The 19,838-nt window shown below is 27.4% G+C and carries 19 protein-coding genes; 12 read left to right on the plus strand and 7 right to left on the minus strand.

Going from position 1 to position 19,838, the window contains the following annotated elements; translation table 11 throughout:
• The first annotated feature begins 11 nt into the window (after window positions 1-11).
• From Q0X98_RS03260 to aspS, 3 genes are all read left to right on the plus strand, one after another.
• Window positions 12-764, plus strand: coding sequence for a hypothetical protein (locus tag Q0X98_RS03260; protein ID WP_297681414.1), 753 nt, complete (start codon window positions 12-14; stop codon window positions 762-764).
• A gap of 321 nt (window positions 765-1,085) precedes the next feature.
• The gene (locus tag Q0X98_RS03265) at window positions 1,086-1,748 is read left to right on the plus strand and encodes a DnaA/Hda family protein (protein WP_297681416.1); all 663 of its coding nucleotides are present in this window, start codon (window positions 1,086-1,088) and stop codon (window positions 1,746-1,748) included.
• Entirely contained in the window at window positions 1,749-3,533 is a 1,785-nt protein-coding gene (aspS, locus tag Q0X98_RS03270) for an aspartate--tRNA ligase (protein ID WP_297681418.1), read from the plus strand. It begins immediately after the preceding gene.
• 2 nt (window positions 3,534-3,535) lie between these two features.
• On the opposite strand, the gene Q0X98_RS03275 is transcribed toward aspS, so the two are convergent.
• The gene (locus tag Q0X98_RS03275) at window positions 3,536-4,360 is read right to left on the minus strand and encodes a ribonucleotide reductase (RefSeq protein ID WP_297681420.1); all 825 of its coding nucleotides are present in this window, start codon (window positions 4,358-4,360) and stop codon (window positions 3,536-3,538) included.
• 113 nt (window positions 4,361-4,473) lie between these two features.
• Between Q0X98_RS03275 and Q0X98_RS03280 the strand changes: the two genes are divergently transcribed.
• Both Q0X98_RS03280 and Q0X98_RS03285 read left to right on the plus strand, forming a co-directional pair.
• On the plus strand, window positions 4,474-4,833 hold the full coding sequence (locus Q0X98_RS03280; protein ID WP_297681422.1) for an NADH-ubiquinone oxidoreductase subunit NDUFA12 family protein: 360 nt from the start codon (window positions 4,474-4,476) through the stop codon (window positions 4,831-4,833).
• A complete protein-coding gene (locus Q0X98_RS03285) occupies window positions 4,796-5,203 on the plus strand; it encodes a DUF2155 domain-containing protein (RefSeq protein ID WP_297681424.1) in 408 nt (135 codons plus the stop codon). The genes Q0X98_RS03280 and Q0X98_RS03285 overlap by 38 nt, the downstream gene beginning before the upstream one ends.
• Here Q0X98_RS03285 and accC read toward each other — a convergent pair.
• The 3 genes from accC to aroQ are packed head-to-tail and all read right to left on the minus strand — an operon-like array spanning window position 5,200 to window position 7,412.
• A complete protein-coding gene (gene accC / locus Q0X98_RS03290; RefSeq protein WP_297681426.1) occupies window positions 5,200-6,537 on the minus strand; it encodes an acetyl-CoA carboxylase biotin carboxylase subunit in 1,338 nt (445 codons plus the stop codon). The genes Q0X98_RS03285 and accC overlap by 4 nt on opposite strands.
• Before the next feature lie 4 nt (window positions 6,538-6,541).
• Window positions 6,542-6,976 (minus strand): biotin/lipoyl-containing protein, encoded by a 435-nt coding sequence (locus Q0X98_RS03295; protein ID WP_297681428.1) that lies wholly within the window; start codon window positions 6,974-6,976, stop codon window positions 6,542-6,544.
• A complete protein-coding gene (gene aroQ / locus Q0X98_RS03300; RefSeq protein WP_297681430.1) occupies window positions 6,963-7,412 on the minus strand; it encodes a type II 3-dehydroquinate dehydratase in 450 nt (149 codons plus the stop codon). Before aroQ ends, Q0X98_RS03295 begins: the two co-directional genes overlap by 14 nt.
• Before the next feature lie 16 nt (window positions 7,413-7,428).
• Between aroQ and thiS the strand changes: the two genes are divergently transcribed.
• Window positions 7,429-7,647 (plus strand): sulfur carrier protein ThiS, encoded by a 219-nt coding sequence (gene thiS, locus Q0X98_RS03305; RefSeq protein WP_297681432.1) that lies wholly within the window; start codon window positions 7,429-7,431, stop codon window positions 7,645-7,647.
• A complete protein-coding gene (locus Q0X98_RS03310; RefSeq protein WP_297681434.1) occupies window positions 7,648-8,424 on the plus strand; it encodes a thiazole synthase in 777 nt (258 codons plus the stop codon).
• Here the strand turns inward: Q0X98_RS03310 and Q0X98_RS03315 are convergent.
• A complete protein-coding gene (locus tag Q0X98_RS03315) occupies window positions 8,417-10,243 on the minus strand; it encodes an Rne/Rng family ribonuclease (protein WP_297681436.1) in 1,827 nt (608 codons plus the stop codon). The genes Q0X98_RS03310 and Q0X98_RS03315 overlap by 8 nt on opposite strands.
• 104 nt (window positions 10,244-10,347) lie before the next feature.
• Here Q0X98_RS03315 and Q0X98_RS03320 point away from each other — a divergent pair, with 104 nt between their 5' ends.
• From Q0X98_RS03320 to Q0X98_RS03330, 3 genes are all read left to right on the plus strand, one after another.
• Window positions 10,348-12,684: a PBP1A family penicillin-binding protein gene (locus Q0X98_RS03320; protein WP_297681438.1), complete on the plus strand. Its 2,337-nt coding sequence runs from the start codon at window positions 10,348-10,350 to the stop codon at window positions 12,682-12,684.
• A 63-nt stretch (window positions 12,685-12,747) separates the two neighbouring features.
• On the plus strand, window positions 12,748-13,779 hold the full coding sequence (prfB, locus tag Q0X98_RS03325; protein WP_297681534.1) for a peptide chain release factor 2: 1,032 nt from the start codon (window positions 12,748-12,750) through the stop codon (window positions 13,777-13,779).
• The gene (locus tag Q0X98_RS03330) at window positions 13,776-16,199 is read left to right on the plus strand and encodes an AsmA-like C-terminal region-containing protein (protein ID WP_297681440.1); all 2,424 of its coding nucleotides are present in this window, start codon (window positions 13,776-13,778) and stop codon (window positions 16,197-16,199) included. The genes prfB and Q0X98_RS03330 overlap by 4 nt, the downstream gene beginning before the upstream one ends.
• Here the strand turns inward: Q0X98_RS03330 and tyrS are convergent.
• On the minus strand, window positions 16,196-17,425 hold the full coding sequence (tyrS, locus tag Q0X98_RS03335) for a tyrosine--tRNA ligase (RefSeq protein ID WP_297681442.1): 1,230 nt from the start codon (window positions 17,423-17,425) through the stop codon (window positions 16,196-16,198). The genes Q0X98_RS03330 and tyrS overlap by 4 nt on opposite strands.
• Window positions 17,426-17,472: 47 nt before the next feature.
• On the opposite strand from tyrS, the gene Q0X98_RS03340 reads away from it, so the two are divergent.
• Window positions 17,473-18,621, plus strand: a complete 1,149-nt coding sequence (locus Q0X98_RS03340; RefSeq protein WP_297681444.1) for an anhydro-N-acetylmuramic acid kinase — start codon at window positions 17,473-17,475, stop codon at window positions 18,619-18,621.
• Here Q0X98_RS03340 and Q0X98_RS03345 read toward each other — a convergent pair.
• On the minus strand, window positions 18,618-19,274 hold the full coding sequence (locus tag Q0X98_RS03345) for an alpha/beta hydrolase (RefSeq protein WP_297681446.1): 657 nt from the start codon (window positions 19,272-19,274) through the stop codon (window positions 18,618-18,620). The two genes, Q0X98_RS03340 and Q0X98_RS03345, sit on opposite strands and share 4 nt — an antisense overlap.
• Window positions 19,275-19,411: 137 nt before the next feature.
• Here Q0X98_RS03345 and Q0X98_RS03350 point away from each other — a divergent pair, with 137 nt between their 5' ends.
• Complete coding sequence (locus Q0X98_RS03350) at window positions 19,412-19,837, plus strand: Rrf2 family transcriptional regulator (RefSeq protein ID WP_297681448.1); 426 nt, start codon at window positions 19,412-19,414, stop codon at window positions 19,835-19,837.
• The last annotated feature ends 1 nt before the right edge of the window (window position 19,838 follow it).

The following is a 19,838-nucleotide window of genomic DNA, read 5'->3' on the forward strand; positions in this document are numbered from 1 at the left end:
TAATATGTTTTATGAGATTAAATATTAAACTTTTTAATTACAGAAGATTATATATTCATTTTTGCTTTCTTGCTTTGCTAAATATTTTTTTTTCCACAGAAAATATTCAAGCAAAGACTTTTTCAATCAATGATATAGAGATATCTGCTCCTTTTGAGATTAATTTTGATAAAAACAACATAATTGATGAAGGTTTTCTACAAGCATTTGACAGGTTAGTTTTATCCACTGTTCAAACTAAAGACCAAAATAAGCTTAATAAAGTATCTCTTGGTTTGATCAAAGGTATGATTGAAACTTTTTCTATTAAAGAGGAAAAATTTATTGATGAAGTATATTATTTATCCTTAAATGTATCCTTTAATAAAAAAAAAGTATTAAATTTGATGGAGAGAAAAAATATTTTTCCATCACTCCCTGTTAAAAAAAATATTTTTTTTTTACCAATTATCGTAGATAACAATAAAGATGAAATCTCAATTTTTTCAGAAAATTATATCTTTAATAATTGGAATTCTAACAATCAAAAGTATCATTTATTAAGATATATTTTACCCACTGAAGATCTAGAAGATTTTAATTTAATAAAAAAAAATTCAAAATATTTAGAAAGTTATAACTTTAATGAAATTATTAAGAAATATAATTTAGATGAATATATTATATCAATCATCTTTAAAGAAAATAATCTAGTTAAAGTTTTAAATAAGATAAATTTTAATCAAGAAGAGGATATCAAAAATATCAAGTTTTCAAAATCTTGATATAGATAATAATCAAGAAGCAGATGAATTAGTTAAAAATTTAAAAACTATTTATGAAAATTATTGGAAGAGTAAGAATGAAATTAATACATCGGTAAAGATATCTTTAACTATCTCAGTGAATAACAATAATACAGAGATTAAAAAATTTGAAGAGATATTAGATAATATGGATATGGTATATGATTTTTATATTTATAAATTAAATAATAAAAATAGTTTTTATAAGATTATATATAATGGGTTGCCTGACCATTTTCTTAAAGTTATGAAAAATAAAAGATATGAATTTGACATTCAAGATCAGATATGGGTCCTTAAGTGAATGATTTAAATCAACTTATATTAGATTTTGATTATGATCAAAATTTTAAAGATCAAGATTTTTATGTTTCAAAAAGTAATGAATTTGCCTTCAAACTATTAAATAGCTGGCCAAAGTGGGAAAAAAATTTTGTAAATTTAATTGGAGAAAGATTTTCAGGTAAAACTCATTTAGTAAATATTTTTTTACATAAGTTTAAAGGAATTAAGATTGAGGCCAATGAGATAAATAATGAATTTTTAAAAAAGATTAAAGTTTTTGAAAATATAATCATTGAAAATTTTAATGATAAAATTGATGAAAATTTATTATTTACTTTATTGAATATTGTTGACCAGGATAATAAATATCTAATTTTATCTTCAAAAAAGCCAATTGTTGATTATTCCTTTAAGTTAAACGATTTAAACTCAAGATCTAAAAATTTTTTATTATGCAATATCGAAAAACCAGAGGATGACCTTATGTTTGCGCTTATATTAAAAAACTTATCAGACCGCCAAATATCTATAGATAAGAAATTAGTAGATTATATCATAAAAAGAATTGATAGATCGTATGGCAAAATTTTTGATTTCATATATAAAATCGACAAAATTAGTTTAAAACAAAAAAAACCAATCGATTTTAAGATTATAAAAGAAGCCTTAGGAGAATAATTGAATAAATATAGAACACATAATTGTAATGAACTTAGAAAAGATGATTTAAATAAGGATATCTCAATATCTGGATGGATTAATAAAAAAAGAGATCATGGCAACCTCTTATTTATTGACCTAAGAGATAATTATGGAATCACACAGTGTATTATTGATAAAGAGAATAAAAACTTTTTAGATCTTGAAAAAACTCAACTTGAAACAGTTATTAAAGTTAATGGAAAAGTTGTTAATCGTTCTAATGACACGGTTAATAAAGATATTGAAACAGGCGAAATTGAAGTTGTTATTAATGAGTTTGAAATATTGGGGACTTGCAAAGAGTTACCAATGCCAGTTTTTAGTGATCAAGAGTATGCTGAAGAAATAAGATTAAAATATAGATTTCTAGATTTAAGAAGAAAAAAAATTCATGAAAATATAATCTTAAGATCTAAAGTGATTTCTTATATTAGGAATGAAATGACAAAACTTGATTTTTTAGAATTTCAAACACCAATCTTGACTTCATCAAGCCCAGAAGGAGCAAGAGATTTTTTAGTTCCAAGTAGACTTAACCCTGGAAAATTTTATGCACTACCACAAGCACCCCAGCAGTTTAAACAATTAATAATGGTTTCTGGTTTTGATAAATATTTTCAAATTGCACCTTGTTTTAGAGATGAAGATGCTAGGGCCGACAGAAGTCCAGGAGAATTTTATCAACTTGATTTAGAAATGTCATTTGTAGAACAAGAAGATGTTTTTAACGTTGTTGAAACTTTAATGGTTAATACTTTTAAAAAATTCTCACATAAAAAACTAATGTACGATAAATTTCCAAAAATTTCATATGCTGATGCAATGTTAAATTATGGAAGTGACAAACCTGATTTAAGAAACCCATTGCTTATAAATGACATTACAGAAATATTTACAAGAGAAGATGTTTCATTTGAGATTTTTAAAAAACTTGTGAAATCTGGTTCAAAAGTTAGATGCATTTCAACTAAAAATACAAAAGATAAACCCAGAAGCTTTTTTGATAATATTGACAAATGGGCTAAAGAACAAGGTGCTTCAGGTTTAGCATATTTTACTTTTGAAAAAGAGGGTCAACTTTCAGCGAAAGGACCCATTGGAAAGTTTTTTTCTAAAGAAGCCTTAGAAGAAATTATGAAAAAAACTAACTCAGAGGTTGGAGATAGTATTTTTATGGCATGTGGAAAACAAAATGATTTAGAGAAAATCACTTCACTTGCTAGAGATAAAATAGCTAAAGATCTTGATTTGATTGATGATGATGTTTTTGCATTTTGTTGGATTGTTGATTATCCAATGTTTGAGAAAGACGAAACTACGAAGAAAATTGAATTTAGTCATAATCCATTTTCAATGCCACAAGGAAATTTAACTGAAGAAAATTTTGAAAAACCTTTAGATATATTGGCTTATCAATATGATATTGTTTGCAATGGTATTGAACTTTCATCAGGTGCGATAAGAAATCATAAACCAGAACTTATGTATAAACTTTTTTCAATTGCAGGCTATGACAAAAAACAAGTAGATGAAAAATTTAGTGGAATGATTAATGCATTAAGCTACGGCGCACCACCTCATGGAGGAATTGCCCCTGGTATTGACAGGATAGTAATGTTGCTAGCTAATGAAAAAAATATAAGAGAAGTAACTATGTTTCCAATGAATCAGAATGCTCAAGATTTAATGATGAAAGCTCCATCTGATGTAAGCGAAGAACAATTAAAAGAGCTTGGTATTAGTATAAAAAATAAAAAATAAATCTATTTTTTTCCCTTTAAATTTATTTTAACATCCGAAAGATCTACTAAATTTTTTTTATAATTATTTCTTACAAAACCTTTGCTCGTTATATCTTTTACAATTTTTAATAACTGGTTTTGATCTTCAGATTGACTCTCTTCATTTGTATTAGTCTCATTACCCCCAATAGAAGGTGTGTGTGCTAAATCCTCTCTGTTTTGATAAGATATCGCTAATTCTCTAAAAATATAATCTAGTATTGAACTTGCACTGAGTATTCTGTCGTTACCATGTACTTTTCCAGATGGTTCAAATTTTGTACCAACAAATGCACTAATGAATTCGTCAAGAGGTACACCATATTGAAGTCCCAAAGAGACAGCGATAGCAAAATTATTCATAAGTGCTTTCACCAATTCTCCTTCTTTACTAGTATCAATAAAGATTTCACCTATTTTACCATCTTCGTATTCTCCAGTGTGTAAGTAAACTTTATGGTCGCCAATAGTAGCTTTTTGAATATAGCCTTTTCTTCTATCAGGCATTCCAAATCTTTTACCACCTTTTTCAGAGGATTTATTGAAATTTGAAATAATATTTTCTTTGTTCACAGAGTTAGGTTGGCTGACCTCAGCTACAACTTCAACTTTTTTACTTTCAATAACTTTATTATTATTTGGATCAAGACTTTTTGTTTTACGATTATCAAGCTTAACATCTAGAACCTCAAACTTTCCATCGTCTCTTTTTTCAAGATTTTTTAGTTCTGTTTCATTAATATCATCCAAGTAATGATTTACTTTAAATGTACATGTGTAGTAAGTCTCAACTAAATATTTTGCCATTTAACTCCAATTTAAATTTTAATTTGAATATTGAATTAATTAATTTATATACAAATTCGTATTTTAGTCTAATTTAAATTATACAATTTTTAATTGAATTGATAAAAAATTTTATGTTGACACTTTTAAAAAAAATTTTCACTTGGTGGAATCAAGATACTTTTGGCACTAGATTGAAAACAATTTTTTTTGGAAAATTAGTTGGTAGCGATGAACTTGGTAACAAATATTATGAAAGTAAAAACGGAAAGAGATGGGTTATTTATGCAAATATTATTGATGCCTCCAAGATACCAGTAGAGTGGTATTCGTGGATGCATTTCACTCCCAATAAAATAGAAAAAACTCACGAACTTGAAAAATATGATTGGCAAAAACCTCATCAATCAAACTTAACTGGTACAGAAAAAGCTTATTATCCAAATAAAGATAAAGATGGAATCAAAAAGAAATATTCTAGCTGGAAACAATAAATTTAACTTTTATCTTTTAATTTATTTAATTTATTTTTTTTTAATAAGTCTATCATTTGCAAAAGATGCTGCAGAAGGTTCTTTTACAGATATAAAAATTTTAGATAAAGTTAGTTCAAAAAATACTTTGCTAAAATTAAAAAATGGAGAGTTAATAAATTTTAAAGATCTCTCTATAAAGATTTTAAAATGTAAAAATTCAGAATTTGATGATAATCCTGAAATTACAGCTTATATACAAGTAAAAGATATAACTGATGAAAATAATAATGAAGTTTTTGTATTTAATGGGTGGATGTTTTCGTCAAGCCCATCAATTACTCCATTTGATCATCCGGTATATGATGTTTGGCTTATTAAATGCTATTAGACTATAGTATCTTTGTCTAACCAGCTTACGTTAAAATCAGAATTAATAAATTTTTTATGACTTAGAAGCTTTTTATGTAGTGGAATGGTTGTGGTAATTCCTTCTATTACGAATTCATCTAGTGATCTGTTCATTCTTTGAATTGCTTCAGTTCTATTTCTACCATGACAAATTAATTTACAAACCATGCTGTCATAATATGGAGTTACTTTATATCCTTGAAAAATAGCTCCATCTACTCTAGTTCTAAAACCAGAGGGTTGATGACACATACCTATCGTTCCTGGAGATGGCTGAAAGTTCTTACTTGCATCTTCTGCATTTATTCTACATTCAATTGCATGACCTCTTGGGTTTATATCGCTTTGTTTTAGTGCTGTTTCTCCAGAAAAAGCGATCCAAATTTGTTCCTTAATAATATCAATACCTGTTACCATTTCTGTTACAGGATGCTCGACTTGTACCCGTGTATTCATTTCAAGAAAATAAAATTTTCCTTCTTCATAAATAAATTCTACAGTTCCAGCTCCCATGTAACCAATTTTTGCAACCATATTGACCGTTTTTTCAAATAAATCTTTTCTTATTTCATCATTAAGAACTGGGCTTGGTGTTTCTTCAATTAATTTTTGATGTCTTCTTTGAACAGAGCAGTCTCTTTCATGAAGGTGAACAACATTATTTTTACCTGCTAAGATTTGAACTTCTATATGTCTTGGATTTTGAAAAAACTTCTCAATATAAACTTCGTCATTACCAAAATATTTTTTTGCTTCTGATTTTGCGGTAGAAAATAAGGTTTCAAACTCCTCTTCTTTATGAACAATTTTCATACCTTTTCCACCACCACCACCTGATGCTTTAATTAAGACAGGAAATCCAATTTTTTTACATAGCTCTTTAGCTTGAGCTATATCAGTAACACCACCTTCAGAACCTTCGATTACCGGTAAGCCGTTTTCTTTAGCAATTCTTTTTGCTTGAATTTTATCACCCATCATTTCTATATGTTTTGATGATGCGCCAATAAAACTTATTTTATTTTCTTCAAGAATTTTTGCAAAACTTGCATTTTCAGATAAAAATCCATAACCAGGATGTACAGCATCAGCATTGGTAAGTTCTATTGCTGACATTAAATTAGGAATATTTAAGTAGCTATTTGCAGGTTGGTGAGACCCTATGCAAACACTTTCATCTGCCATTCTTACATGCATACTTTCTCTATCAACGTCAGAATGAACAGCTACAGTTGGAATTCCCCATTCCTTACAAGCTCTAATAATTCTAACTGCAATTTCCCCACGGTTTGCAATTAAGATTTTTTTAAACATTTATTTACTCTAGGATAATAATAGTTTGACCAAACTCGACAGGGTGACCGTCTTCAACACAAATTTCTTTTACAACACCATCTGCTGTTGATGGCACATGATTCATTGTTTTCATAGCTTCAACAATCATAATGGTATCACCTTTTTTAATTTTTTTACCTACTTCAACAAATTTTTTTGCTCCTGGTTCTGGAGCATGATAAGCTGTGCCAATTATTGGTGAAGTAATTTCAGTCCCAGATTTTATCTTTGGTTTTTCAGTGACATTTTCATTTCCAGTATGAATATTTGCCGATGTTGTAACTGGCTGATTGCTGATAGACACATTATTTTTAGAAACTTTAATTTTAGTATCTTTTTCAGTAATTTCTATTTCTGTAAGATTAAACTCTTCTAAATAGTCACTTAATTCCTTAATAATATTTTTATCTATTTTCATTTTTTAAAATCTTTTCTATTGAAATTATGGCCAAAATATAACCCTCAACTCCTAATCCAAAAATTCCCCCTGTCGCTATATCGCTTATTAGAGATTTATGCCTAAATTCCTCTCTTTTATATATATTCGATATATGTAATTCAATTATTGGTTTTTTAAATAAATCGAGAGCGTCTCTGATTGCAACTGATGTGTGAGTAAAACCTGCAGCATTTATTATCATTCCATCATATTTTTTTCTCGCATCCTGAATTAAATTAACTAGCTCTCCCTCAATATTTGATTGAGTAAACTCTAATTCAATACCAATTTTATTTGACTCTTTTAAACAATTTTCTTTTAGCTGATTAAAAGTAGTTGAGCCATATTGTGATTGTTCTCTTTCACCTAATAGATTAAGATTTGGACCATTAATAATAATAATTTTATTATTCATTTAACTCTTATATACGATGAAAAAAATAAAAAAAATAGAAATTAAAGTGAATGGTAAATTTAAGAGTGTTACTGAAAATTATAAGATTTCAAATTTAGTAAAAGATCTTAAAATTCCTTTAAAAAAAGTAGCAATTGAACTCAATCAAGAGATAATAGATAAAAAAAAAATTAGTAAAATTATTCTAAAAAAAGAAGATAAAATCGAGATAGTTCATTTTATTGGAGGAGGTTAAATGAAAAATGATAAAATAATTATAGCAAGTAAAAAATTTAATTCTCGATTAATCGTGGGTACTGGTAAATATAGAAATATGGCTGAGTGTGCAAAAGCAATTAAGCTCTCTGGCGCAGAAATTGTGACGGTTGCTGTTAGAAGAGTAAATATAATAGATAAAAAAAAACCACTTCTTATGGATTATATTGATCCAAAAAAAATTACTTATTTGCCAAATACAGCAGGATGTTTCACCTCAGAAGAAGCATTGAGAACACTTCGATTAGCAAGGGAAATTGGAGGGTGGAAATTGGTCAAATTAGAAGTGTTGGGTGATAAACAAAATTTATTTCCTGATATGATTGAAACTTTAAAATCAACTGAGGTTTTAGCTAAAGAGGGTTTTAAAGTTATGGTTTATTGTAATGACGATCCACTAATGGCAAAACGGTTAGAAAACTCAGGTGCAGATGCAATAATGCCACTAGCTGCTCCTATTGGTTCTGGTTTAGGAATTCAAAATAAAACAAATATTCAAATTATTAGAAAACAAACTAAATTACCTTTGATTATTGATGCAGGCTTAGGTCAAGCATCAGATGCTACAATTGCAATGGAGTTAGGTTGTGATGGCGTTTTAGTTAACACCGCGATTGCTAAAGCAAAAAAACCATTTGATATGGCTCTTGCATTTAAAAATGCTGTAATTGCGGGCAGACAATCTTTTTTAGCAGGACGTATTAATAAGTATTTGTATGGAAATGCATCCTCACCAAAAACAGGAATTATTAAATAGTTTTTGTTTTTTTTACAAACTTCTTTTTAAAGTAAGGTTTCTTTTTAAAAGGTTTTTTATGAAACTTTTTAGCCTCTTTCTTGTCGATAATCTTATCTTCTTTAATTTGTATCTCTAAATTCTTTAATTTTTCAAAATGTTCAATTAGCTCAATTGTTTTTTTTGATTTATTTTGAATATCTATAATATACTCTGGGATAATAAGTGTAGGATCGCTAACAATATCTATTGTCATTTTATTTTTTTTTTCAAAATAAGTTAAATCATCAACAAAATTTTCTTTTAAAAAATCAGAGATTTTTTCACAAACTTTTAGCTCAACAAACTTAGCTTTATGAATAATTGCATTTAACTCAACAGTTTTTAGTAGTTTTTGTGCAAAAGACTCATCTGTAAGAGTTACTCTCCATTTTATTGCACTTTCTCTTAACCTTTGCCTAGACATTTCTAGAAGTCCAAAATTACTTATTCTTCCAATTTGAATTCTAGCTCTGTCAGTTCTGCATTTTTCTTTTAGTTTTCTCTCAACCAATCTTCTATTTCCATAACTAAGCATATCAATAAAGTCGATTATAATTAGACCAGATAAGTCTCTAATTTTTATTTGTCTTGCAATTTCTTCAGCTGCCTCAATATTAGTATCTAATGCAGTGCTTTCAACATTTTTACCTTTAATTGAGCTACCTGAGTTTATATCAATTGAAACAAGTGCCTCAGTGGGGTTTATTACTAAATATCCTCCTGACTTTAGTTTTATTTCAGAGTCAAATATTTGGTTTAATTTTTGCTCAATTTTTTCTTCGATAAATAAAGGAACTTTTCCTCTGTACTTTTTAACTTTCTTAACATTTGATGGCATAATCATTTTCATAAAAGTTTGTGCTTTTTTATAACCTTCATTACCCTCAACTATTATATTTTGAGTAGTATCATCAAACATGTCTCTTAAAGTTCTTTTTATAATTTCACTTTCTTGATGAATTAATGATGGTGCTATTGAATTGATAGCTGTGTCTTTAATTTGACTCCATGTTTTGATAAGAGTTTCTAAATCATTATTAATTTCATTTTTGGTTTTATTGCTTCCAGCAGTTCTAACAATTAAACCCATTTCTTTGGGGATCTCAATTTCATTCAAAATAGTTCTTATTTTTTTTCTATCAGCTGGATTAAATATTTTACGAGATATACCACCTCCTTTTGGAGTATTGGGCATTAAGACAATATATTTTCCTGCAATTGAAATAAATGTACTAAGTGCTGCACCTTTTTGTCCTCGTTCATCTTTGATGACTTGTATTAAGATAACTTGATTTGGCTTTATAACTTCCTGTATTTTGTATCTTTTAAATTTAAACTTAATTTCTTTCTTTTTATCTTTCTCTTCACTTAGAGTACCTTTTTCTTCAGAGCTATTTTCATTTTCCTCAGATGGATCTTTGTCAATATTAATAGGGTCATCTATTTCAAGTTTTCCTTCAGCAATATTTTCATCTTCTTTTGCCTCAACTTCTTTTGAAAGCTCCTCTCTAGCTTTTTCCTCTTCCTCTTTAATTTTATCTAAATCTGCTTTTGGTATTTGATAATAATCAGACTGAATATCATTAAAAGATAGAAATCCATGACGCTCTCGCCCAAAATCAATAAATGCTGCTTGAAGAGATGGTTCTATTCTACTTACTCTACCAAGATATATATTATTTTTAATTAAATTATTTTTTAAACCTTCGTATTCGTAGTCTTCAATATTGTCATCTGATTTAAGAACAACTCTAGTTTCATTGGGATGCGATGCATCGATATATAAATTTTTTTCCATAATAATTTGATTAATTGATTCATTTAATATTTTAAGTGTTAATAAAATTTTGTTTATTTCTAGTGCCTTATCTTTAACAAATTCCAAGATATAATGGAAATAAAATGAATAAAATTCTTAAAAATACTCTGTTTATATTGTTATCTCTTATATTATTAATGGGTATTTTGATATTTGGAATTTTATGGTCTTATTCAAACAATATTCCTGATTATAGATTTCTTAAAAGTTATAAGCCACCAGTATCAAGTAAGGTATATTCGGGTAATGGAGAACTCGTTGCAGATTTTTCAAAAGAAAAAAGGATATTTGTTCCATTTAACTCAATTCCAAAAAATGTAATTTACTCATTCTTATCTGCAGAAGATAAAAATTTCTTTTCTCATCCTGGTGTTGATGCAAAAGGAGTTTTAAGAGCTGTGATAAACAATATTTCAAACATAATTTCATCAAAAAGACTTGAGGGTGCTTCAACAATCACACAACAAGTGGCTAAGAATTTTTTATTGACTAACGAGGTAAGTCTCAACAGAAAAATAAAAGAAGCTATTTTAGCATTTAGAATCGAAAGAGCTTTATCTAAACAGAGAATTCTAGAATTATATTTAAATCAAATTTATCTTGGGAGTGGTGCATACGGAGTTGCTTCAGCTAGTTTAGAATATTTTGATAAATCTATCCAAGATTTAGATTATGGAGAGGCTGCTTTATTGGCGGCCTTACCAAAAGCGCCAAGTAGATATAATCCTTATCGAGATATTAAGTTAGCTAAATTTAGAAGAGACTTGGTTTTAAAAAATCTATTTGAAAATAAGTATATAGATTTGAAACAATACAGTCATCTTAAAGAAAAAAAAATTATATTAAAAAAAACAAAAAAAGTTTTTTTAGAGGATGCTCAATATTATATTGAAGATGTTAGAAAAAATGTGATTGATACTTTAACTTATGATAAAGTTTATAAACAAGGATTTAACATTAATACTCCAATTAATTTAGAGTTTCAAAAGATAGCAACTAACTCACTTAGGAATGGATTATCATCTTATGATAAGAGAAAAGGTTGGCGAGGTGCTCTTGAGAATAAAAAATACTCAAAAAACTGGCATAAAGATATTAATAAATTTTATTTAGAAAATTCGATTGGTTGGGAATTAGCAATTGTTAAAAAATTAAATAAATTTTCAGCAAATATTGAAACAGAAAATAAATTAAATGGAAAAATAGAATTTAAAGATATCTCTTGGACAAAAAAAGAGTTTAGTCAATTATTGAAAGTAGGCGATATAGTTTATGTAAAAAAAATTAGTGATAAAAAATATAGTTTAAAACAACTACCGAAAGTTAATGGTGGAATTGTTGTTATGGATCCCTATACAGGCCGAGTATTGGCTTTAAGTGGTGGCTTCAGTTTTAAAAAAAGTGAATTTAATAGAGCAACCCAAGCATTAAGGCAACCTGGTTCAGCTTTTAAACCATTCGTTTATGCTTTAGCTCTTGAAAACAATTACACTCCAACATCATTAATTTTAGACGCGCCAATTGTTTTGGATCAAGGAGAAGATCTTAAAATGTGGAAACCAGAAAATTATGGAAAAAAGTTTTATGGACCATCAACATTGAGAGTAGGATTGGAAAAATCGAGAAATTTGATGACAGTCAGAATAGCACAAGACTTAGGTCTTAAAAAAATTATAAACTTTTCACAAAGTCTTGGAATATATGATAACCCTGAAGAACTTTTATCTATTTCACTTGGTTCTGCTGAAACAACACTATTAAAACTAACCTCAGCTTACTCAGTTTTTGTTAATGGAGGCAAATTAGTTGATCCAATTTTAATTGATAGAATTCAAGATAGCCAAGGAAAAACTATTTTTAATAATGATAAAAGAAAATGTATTAATTGTGATGAAATATCTTATTTAGGTAATGATTATCCAATTATAAAAGATAATTATAAAAAAATTTTCTCTTCTCAAACATCATATCAAATGACCTCAATACTTGAAGGAGTTGTTCAAAGAGGAACAGCTAAAAAATTAAAAGATCTTAAATTAAATATTGCTGGAAAAACTGGTACAACTAATAAAAACACAGACACATGGTTTATTGGATATACATCAAATTATTTAATTGGTGTTTATGTTGGTTTAGATAACCCTTCACCGCTTGGAAGATATGAAACAGGCTCAAAAACGGCTTTACCAATATTTAAAGAGTTTATTAAAAACGCAGTTAATAAATCAGACGCAAGGCCATTTAAAGCAGCAGAGGGAACAGTAATGATGGTAGTTGATCCAAATACTGGCCAAAAAGCAAAATTTAATTCTAAAAATACTATTATCGAAGTTTATAAGAAACAAAATGTAGTTGATGGAAAAGTTTTATATTCAAATAATGATAGATTAGATGCTAATAATATATTAAAATTTTATTAATGGACGATAAATATCAAGATTACAAAAAAGAAATAGAAAAGATTAACTCAAGAGTTAAGGAGTATCTTTGAAAAAAATAATATTCATTCAAAACTTGAAGTATTAAACTCTAAAATGCTAGAAGCAAATTTCTGGCAAGATAAAGATAATTCTAAAAAAGTAATTAAAGAAAAGAAATTATTTGAGGATCTATTAAGTACTTACAAGTCATCAATTGAAAAGCTCTCAGATTTAGATGATTTAAATGAGCTAGCCTTAGAAGAAAAAAATGAGCCCATCCAAAAAGAAGTATTTCTAAATATTAAAGAGCTTAGAGCACTAGTAAAAAAAAATGAAGTTAAATGTTTTTTATCAAATGAGGCGGACTCTCTTGATTGTTATATAGAAATACACGCTGGCGCAGGTGGAACAGAAAGTCAAGATTGGGCTGAAATGTTAAGAAGAATGTACTTAAAATGGGCAGATCAAAAAAATTTTAAATCAAACTTGATTAGCGAGCATAAAGGAGATGAGGCTGGATTAAAATCATCAACAATTAAAGTTTCGGGTGATTATGTGTTTGGTTGGCTTAAAAAAGAATCTGGGATTCATAGATTGGTTAGAATATCTCCATTTGATTCAGGTGCAAGACGCCACACAAGCTTTGCAAGTATATGGGTGTATCCGGTAGTTGATGAGAATATTAATATTGAAATTATTGAAAAAGATTTAAGAATTGATACTTATCGATCTAGTGGAGCAGGTGGCCAACATGTAAATACGACCGATAGTGCTGTAAGAATTACACACTTACCATCTAAAATTGTTGTTCAATGTCAAAATGAGAGATCTCAACACAAAAATAAAGAAACATGTATGAACATGTTAAAAGCAAGATTATATGATTATGAAATTAAAAAAAAAGAACAGAAAAATCAAAATACAGAAAACTCTAAATCTGAAATTGGATGGGGTCACCAAATAAGATCATATGTTTTGCAACCATACAGACTTGTAAAAGACAATAGAACAAATTTTGAAAGCACAAGCCCAGATAAAATTTTAGATGGAGATTTAGATGAATTTTTAGAACAATCTTTATATCAAATTAAATGAGTAAAAAAATTTTAAAATATATATCTATAGTTATTGGAGCTCTTATTTTACTAACTATTTATGTAAGTACTATTGGTATTGAGACGGAGAAATTTAACAAGCAAATCCAGGATATTGTTAGAAAAAAAAATGATAAATTTGATACAAGTTTAAAAAAAATTAAACTTACCTTAGATCCATTAAATTTCAAAATTAACGCAAAAACAATAGATGCTAAGATAACTTTTAAAGGTAAGCCAATTGAACTTGAATATATCAAAACTCAAATATCACTAAATTCATTAATTAAAAGTCGATTAGTCACCTCACAAATTGAAATATCAACTAAACCAATTTTACTTAAAAGTTTTGTATCATTTATAAGATCCATAAATAACAGACCAGAATTATTTTTTTTAGAACAATTTATAAAGAAAGGATATTTAATAGCAGATTTAAAATTTAATTTTGATGAGTTTGGTAAACTTAAGAAAGATTATAAAGTTGATGGACTGCTAAAAGAAGGTGAAATTAGTATTTTAAAAAAAAACAAATTAGAAAAAATAAATTTTCTTTTTAATATTAAAGATAATAATTTTAATTTTAGAGATATTAGTTTTGATACAAATAATATTAATTTTTTATCTGAGAGATTAAATATAAAAAAAGATAAAAATAATTATTTAGTTGAAGGCACTATAAGGAATAAAAATTCCCCTCTAAATAATCAATTACTTCAAGTAATCAAATTAAGATACTCTCAACTTGATCTAATAAATACAAATTTTGAGTCTAAAAATGATTTTTCATTTCACATTGGTAATAAGTTTAAAGTTAAGAATTTAGCAATAAATTCAAGTATCTTAATTGATAGCTCTCAATTTAAAAAAAATGATTTAATAAGTGAGAACCTAATAAAGATTAATGAGTTAATTGACTTAAAAAATCATAGGATAAAAGCATCCTATGTTGATAAAAAATTATCTATTGAAGGAAAAGGTCAAATTAAACTTCAAAATAAATTTGAACCTATTAATTACAAGGTAATAAATAATGGTTCTGATTTAAACTTAGTATCAAATATAGAATTAAGTGAACTAGACATTAACAATCAGAGTTTGATTAAAGAATATTTACCCAAAACAAAGGATATCTTAAATCTAAAAGACCATAAAATTGAATTAAATTATCAAGATAATATTCTGTCACTACAAGGCTTGGGAAAAGTTAAATTAGATAAAAAATTAAATAAAATAGAATATTTTTTTTCAATAAAAGATAAAAAATATAATTTTAAAACTGATTTAGAAATTAATGATACGCCAATAAAGATAGATTTTATTAATTATAAAAAAAATAAAAATTTAAATTCCAAATTAAAAATTAATGGAAATTATAATAAAAAATTTGGGTTTGATTTTAAAAAAATCACTCTTTTATCAAAAAGTAACAACATGATAGCTAATGATTTAAAAATAGATAAAAATAACAAATTAGTAAAAGTAGATAAAATTGACTTAGATTATTTTGATAATGATAATATGAAAAACAAATTTGTACTTAGTAGAATCAAAAATAATAATTACGAACTAAAAGGATCAATATTAAACGCCGACACCATCATTACAAACTTATTACAAAGTAAAGATGATCAACAATTAGATATTTTTAAGGAAAATATAAATATAAAACTAAATTTGTCTGATGTTAATCTTGATAATGATACTTCTGTTAGAAATTTAAATGGTAAGCTTCAAATTATAGATAACAAGATAGATAATGCCAATATATCTGCACAATTTGCAAATAATGAAAATTTAAAATTTACGATAAATACTAAAGGAGGTGAAAAAATTACTACTTTATTTTCCTCTAGAGCTAAACCCCTTGTAAAAAGATATAAATTTATACAAGGTTTCAAAGACAATGATGAAGGTTACTTAGATTTTTACTCTTCCAAAAAAGATGGAGTTTCAAATTCAAAATTAATAATAAATAATTTTAAAGTCAAAGAAATTCCAGTATTAGCAAAGCTGCTTGCCCTTGCTTCTTTACAAGGAATTGCAGATTTACTAACTGGGGAGGGTATTAGGTTTACAGATTTTGAAATGAATTTTACAAATAAAGATAAACTTATGACTATTGAAGAATTATACGCACTTGGACCAGCTATATCTATTTTAATTGAAGGTTATATCGATGAAAGTGATTTAATTAGTTTAAGGGGCACATTAGTGCCCGCAACTACAATTAATAAATCTATTGCTTCAATTCCATTAATTGGAGATTTGCTTATTGGAAAGAAAGCTGGTGAGGGTGTTTTTGGAGTAAGCTTTAAAGTGAAGGGACCACCAAAAAAACTTGAAACAACTGTAAATCCATTAAAAACATTAACCCCACGATTTATAACTAGGACATTAGAAAAGATAAAAAAAAACTAATCTAATTCAATTTTTATATGTCTTTTTTTTCCAATAGAAAGTTTAAGGTAGTTCTCATTAAAAAATTCATTTTCAATAATTAACTTTTCATCAGATACAACTTTATCGTTAATTTTTACTGCGTTACCTTTGATTAATCTTCTTATTTCACTTTTAGATTTTTCTAATTTAGAAAGAATAATTAGATCAATTATATCTAATTTATTATCAATATTTTGAGAATTAACCTTTACAGAAGGTAGGCTTGATCCAAGTGAGTTACCTGAAAATGCTTCTTTAGCAGCTTGTTCTGAATTTTTGGCAGCTTCATTACCATGAAGCATTGAGGTTGTTTTATTAGCTAAAAGTATTTTTAAATCATTGATATTATTATTTTCAACTTTCTTAATGTCTTCTATCTCTATATCTGTAAAATTTTTCAAAAATTTCACAACATCTCTATCATCTGTATTCCTCCAAAATTGCCAATAGTCATAGGCTGATAGAAATTTTTCATCTAACCAAATTGCTCCATTTTCAGATTTTCCCATTTTTGCTCCTGTTGCCAGAGTAATTAAAGGTGTTGTAAGACCATAACTTTGTTTATTTGAATATCTTTTAATAAGCTCCACTCCATTAACAATATTTCCCCATTGATCTGAGCCACCGATTTGTAAAACACAATTTTCTTTTTTGCTTAGTTCTAAAAAATCATAAGCTTGCAGGATCATATAGTTAAATTCCATGTAGCTTAAAGATTGTTCTCTATCTAGTCTTAATTTTACACTATCGAAAGTTAACATTCTATTAATTGTAAAATGCTTTCCTATATCTCGAAGAAAAGAAATATAATTCAAATTTTTAAGCCATGTATAATTATTTACAAATATAGGTTTAGTTTCTGGGTTGTCATTATCTAAAAATTTTTTTAGTATATTTTTTATATTCTTAATATTTTTTTCAATTTCTTCTTCGTTTAATATTTTTCTTGTTTTATCTTTTCCAGAAGGGTCGCCAATTCTAGTGGTACCTCCACCTAATAATACTATAGGTCTGTGACCATTTTTTTGTAATAATCTGAGACACATGATTTGTAATAAGCTACCAACATGTAAACTTTCAGCAGTGCAATCAAATCCGATGTATGCTTTAATTTTTTCCTTGTCCATTAAACTAGACAATTCTTCTTCATTTGTACATTGGTAGAAGAAACCTCTATCTTTAAATTCTTTTAAAAATTTATTCATAAGCTTATAGTTACACAATATACAAATTTTTATTAAAAAGAATATCAATGAAAAATAAATTATATACAGCTATTGGATTAATGAGTGGAACCTCAATGGATGGGGTAGATGTATCCTTGATCAGATCAGATGGATTTAATGAATTTACCAATATTTTAGATGAATATTTTGAATATAATGAAAGTTTACACCGGGAATTAATTGAATTAAGAAATTCAATTATAAATATAAATGATTTGAAGCAACACTCTTCCAGGTTAAACAAACTTGAGAGAGAAATTACTGTATTTCATAGCAAAATTGTCAGTGATTTGTGCATAAAATATCAAGATGAGATAGATTTTGTTGGTTTTCACGGACAAACAATTTTCCACAACCCTGAACAAAATATTTCAAAACAATTAGGAGATGGAAAGTTAATGTCCCAATTAGTTAAAAAAAAAGTTATTTATGATTTTAGGCAAGAAGATATAGTAAATAAAGGCCAAGGCGCTCCATTAACACCTATTTTTCACAACTTATTGTCTAGAAGGGTAAATGAAAAACACCAAATAAATTTTCCTATTTGCTTTCTAAATATTGGGGGAATTTCTAATATTACTAAAATAATTAAAAAAGATGAAAAATTAGAAGAGAACTTAGAAGCTTTTGATTCAGGTCCTGGTAATTGTATGATTGATGAATGGGTAAGAAAAAATTCAAAAAATAATTTTGATGAAAGTGGTTCAATTGCAAAATCAGGTAAAATTAATCAATTAATATTAAATCAAGCAATAGATAATTTTAAAATAGATAGTTTTGATAAATCATTAGATGTTAAAGATTTTGATATTTCATTTGCAAGAGGGTTATCATTAGAAGATGGTTGTGCAACGATTACTAATTTTACTGCTTACCTTATAGCAAAGGGAATTGAGCATGCTAATGGAAGTAATGTTGAGCCAATAAAATTTTTAGTTTGTGGAGGAGGTAGAAAAAATACTTTTCTAATCCAAACTATTAAAGATTATTTATTACACAAAAAAAATATAAGTCTAAATTCTATTGATAATTATGATCTAAATGGAGACTATATCGAATCCCAGGCGTTTGGTTATCTTTCAATCAGATCATTTCTAAAATTACCAATATCATATCCAAAAACTACTGGTTGTGAGCTACCTACTGTAGGAGGTAAGTTGGTTAAAAATTTTTAGTAAAGAGCAGTTTCTTTTTTTATATATTTATCAAGATTTTTAATCAAAGTTTCTTCAGTTTTTGAAAAAAAATGATTAGCTTCAGGTACAGATTGAAATTCTACTTTAATACCTTTTTGAGCACTTAATCTTTTGTCTAGTTCGGTAATATATTCTAATGGAACCAGTTCATCTTTTTTTCCATAAATCATTAAACCGGATGTAGGGCATGGAGATAAAAAAGAAAAATCATAAACATTTGGCTGAGGAGAAATTGCTATAAATCTATTAATCTCAGGTCTTCTCATTAATAATTGCATAGCGATTAAGGATCCAAAAGAAAATCCAGATACCCAGCACTGTGAGTTATCAAAGTTTTCTCTTTCAAGCCAGTCTAATGCAGCTGCCGCATCAGCTAGTTCACCTTGACCATTATCAAACTCACCATCACTTTTACCAACCCCTCTAAAATTAACTCTACATACTGAAAAATCGTTATCCATGAATGTATGAAAAGTATCGACAACAACTTTATTGTTCATCGTCCCACCATATTGAGGATGTGGTTGTAGTACTAATGCAATTGGGGATGTGTTTTTTTTACTCTTATAATATTTAGCCTCAAGCCTTCCAGCAGGACCTGGAATAAATATTTCTAAAATTTTGTTATCCATATGCGATATTGATTATTATTCTCAAAAAAAAACTACGTTTATCATAAGTGAGCGACAATATGTTAGTTATTTTATTATAAACTATACTTGACCATTTTAGTCAGGTATGTATAAAAACGCTCAATTTAAAGGGTAAAATGAAACTAACATCAAAAGGTAGATATGCTGTAATGGCATTAGTAGATCTTGCAAGATTTGACAACATTAATCCTGTCTCACTAAGAGATATTTCTTTGCGTCAAGGTATATCACTCGATTACTTGGAGCAGATTTTTTCTAAATTAAAAAAAAATCAAATTGTACAAAGTATTCGAGGAACACAAGGTGGTTATATTCTAACTAAAAAGCCAAATGATATAAAACTTACAAATATTTTTCATGCAGTGGATGAAACAGTTAAAACAGTACAATGTAAAAAAGAGTCAAAAAAAGGATGCAACGGAAAAGCAACTAAATGTGTCACTCACAATCTCTGGGATGAATTAGAAACTCATATCAACAGTTTTTTTGAAAAGAAAAGTTTAGAAGATTTACTAAAAAATAATAAAGATCAAAGAATTTAAG

It is taken from the genome of uncultured Candidatus Pelagibacter sp. (assembly GCF_943788075.1).
GTDB lineage: Bacteria > Pseudomonadota > Alphaproteobacteria > Pelagibacterales > Pelagibacteraceae > Pelagibacter.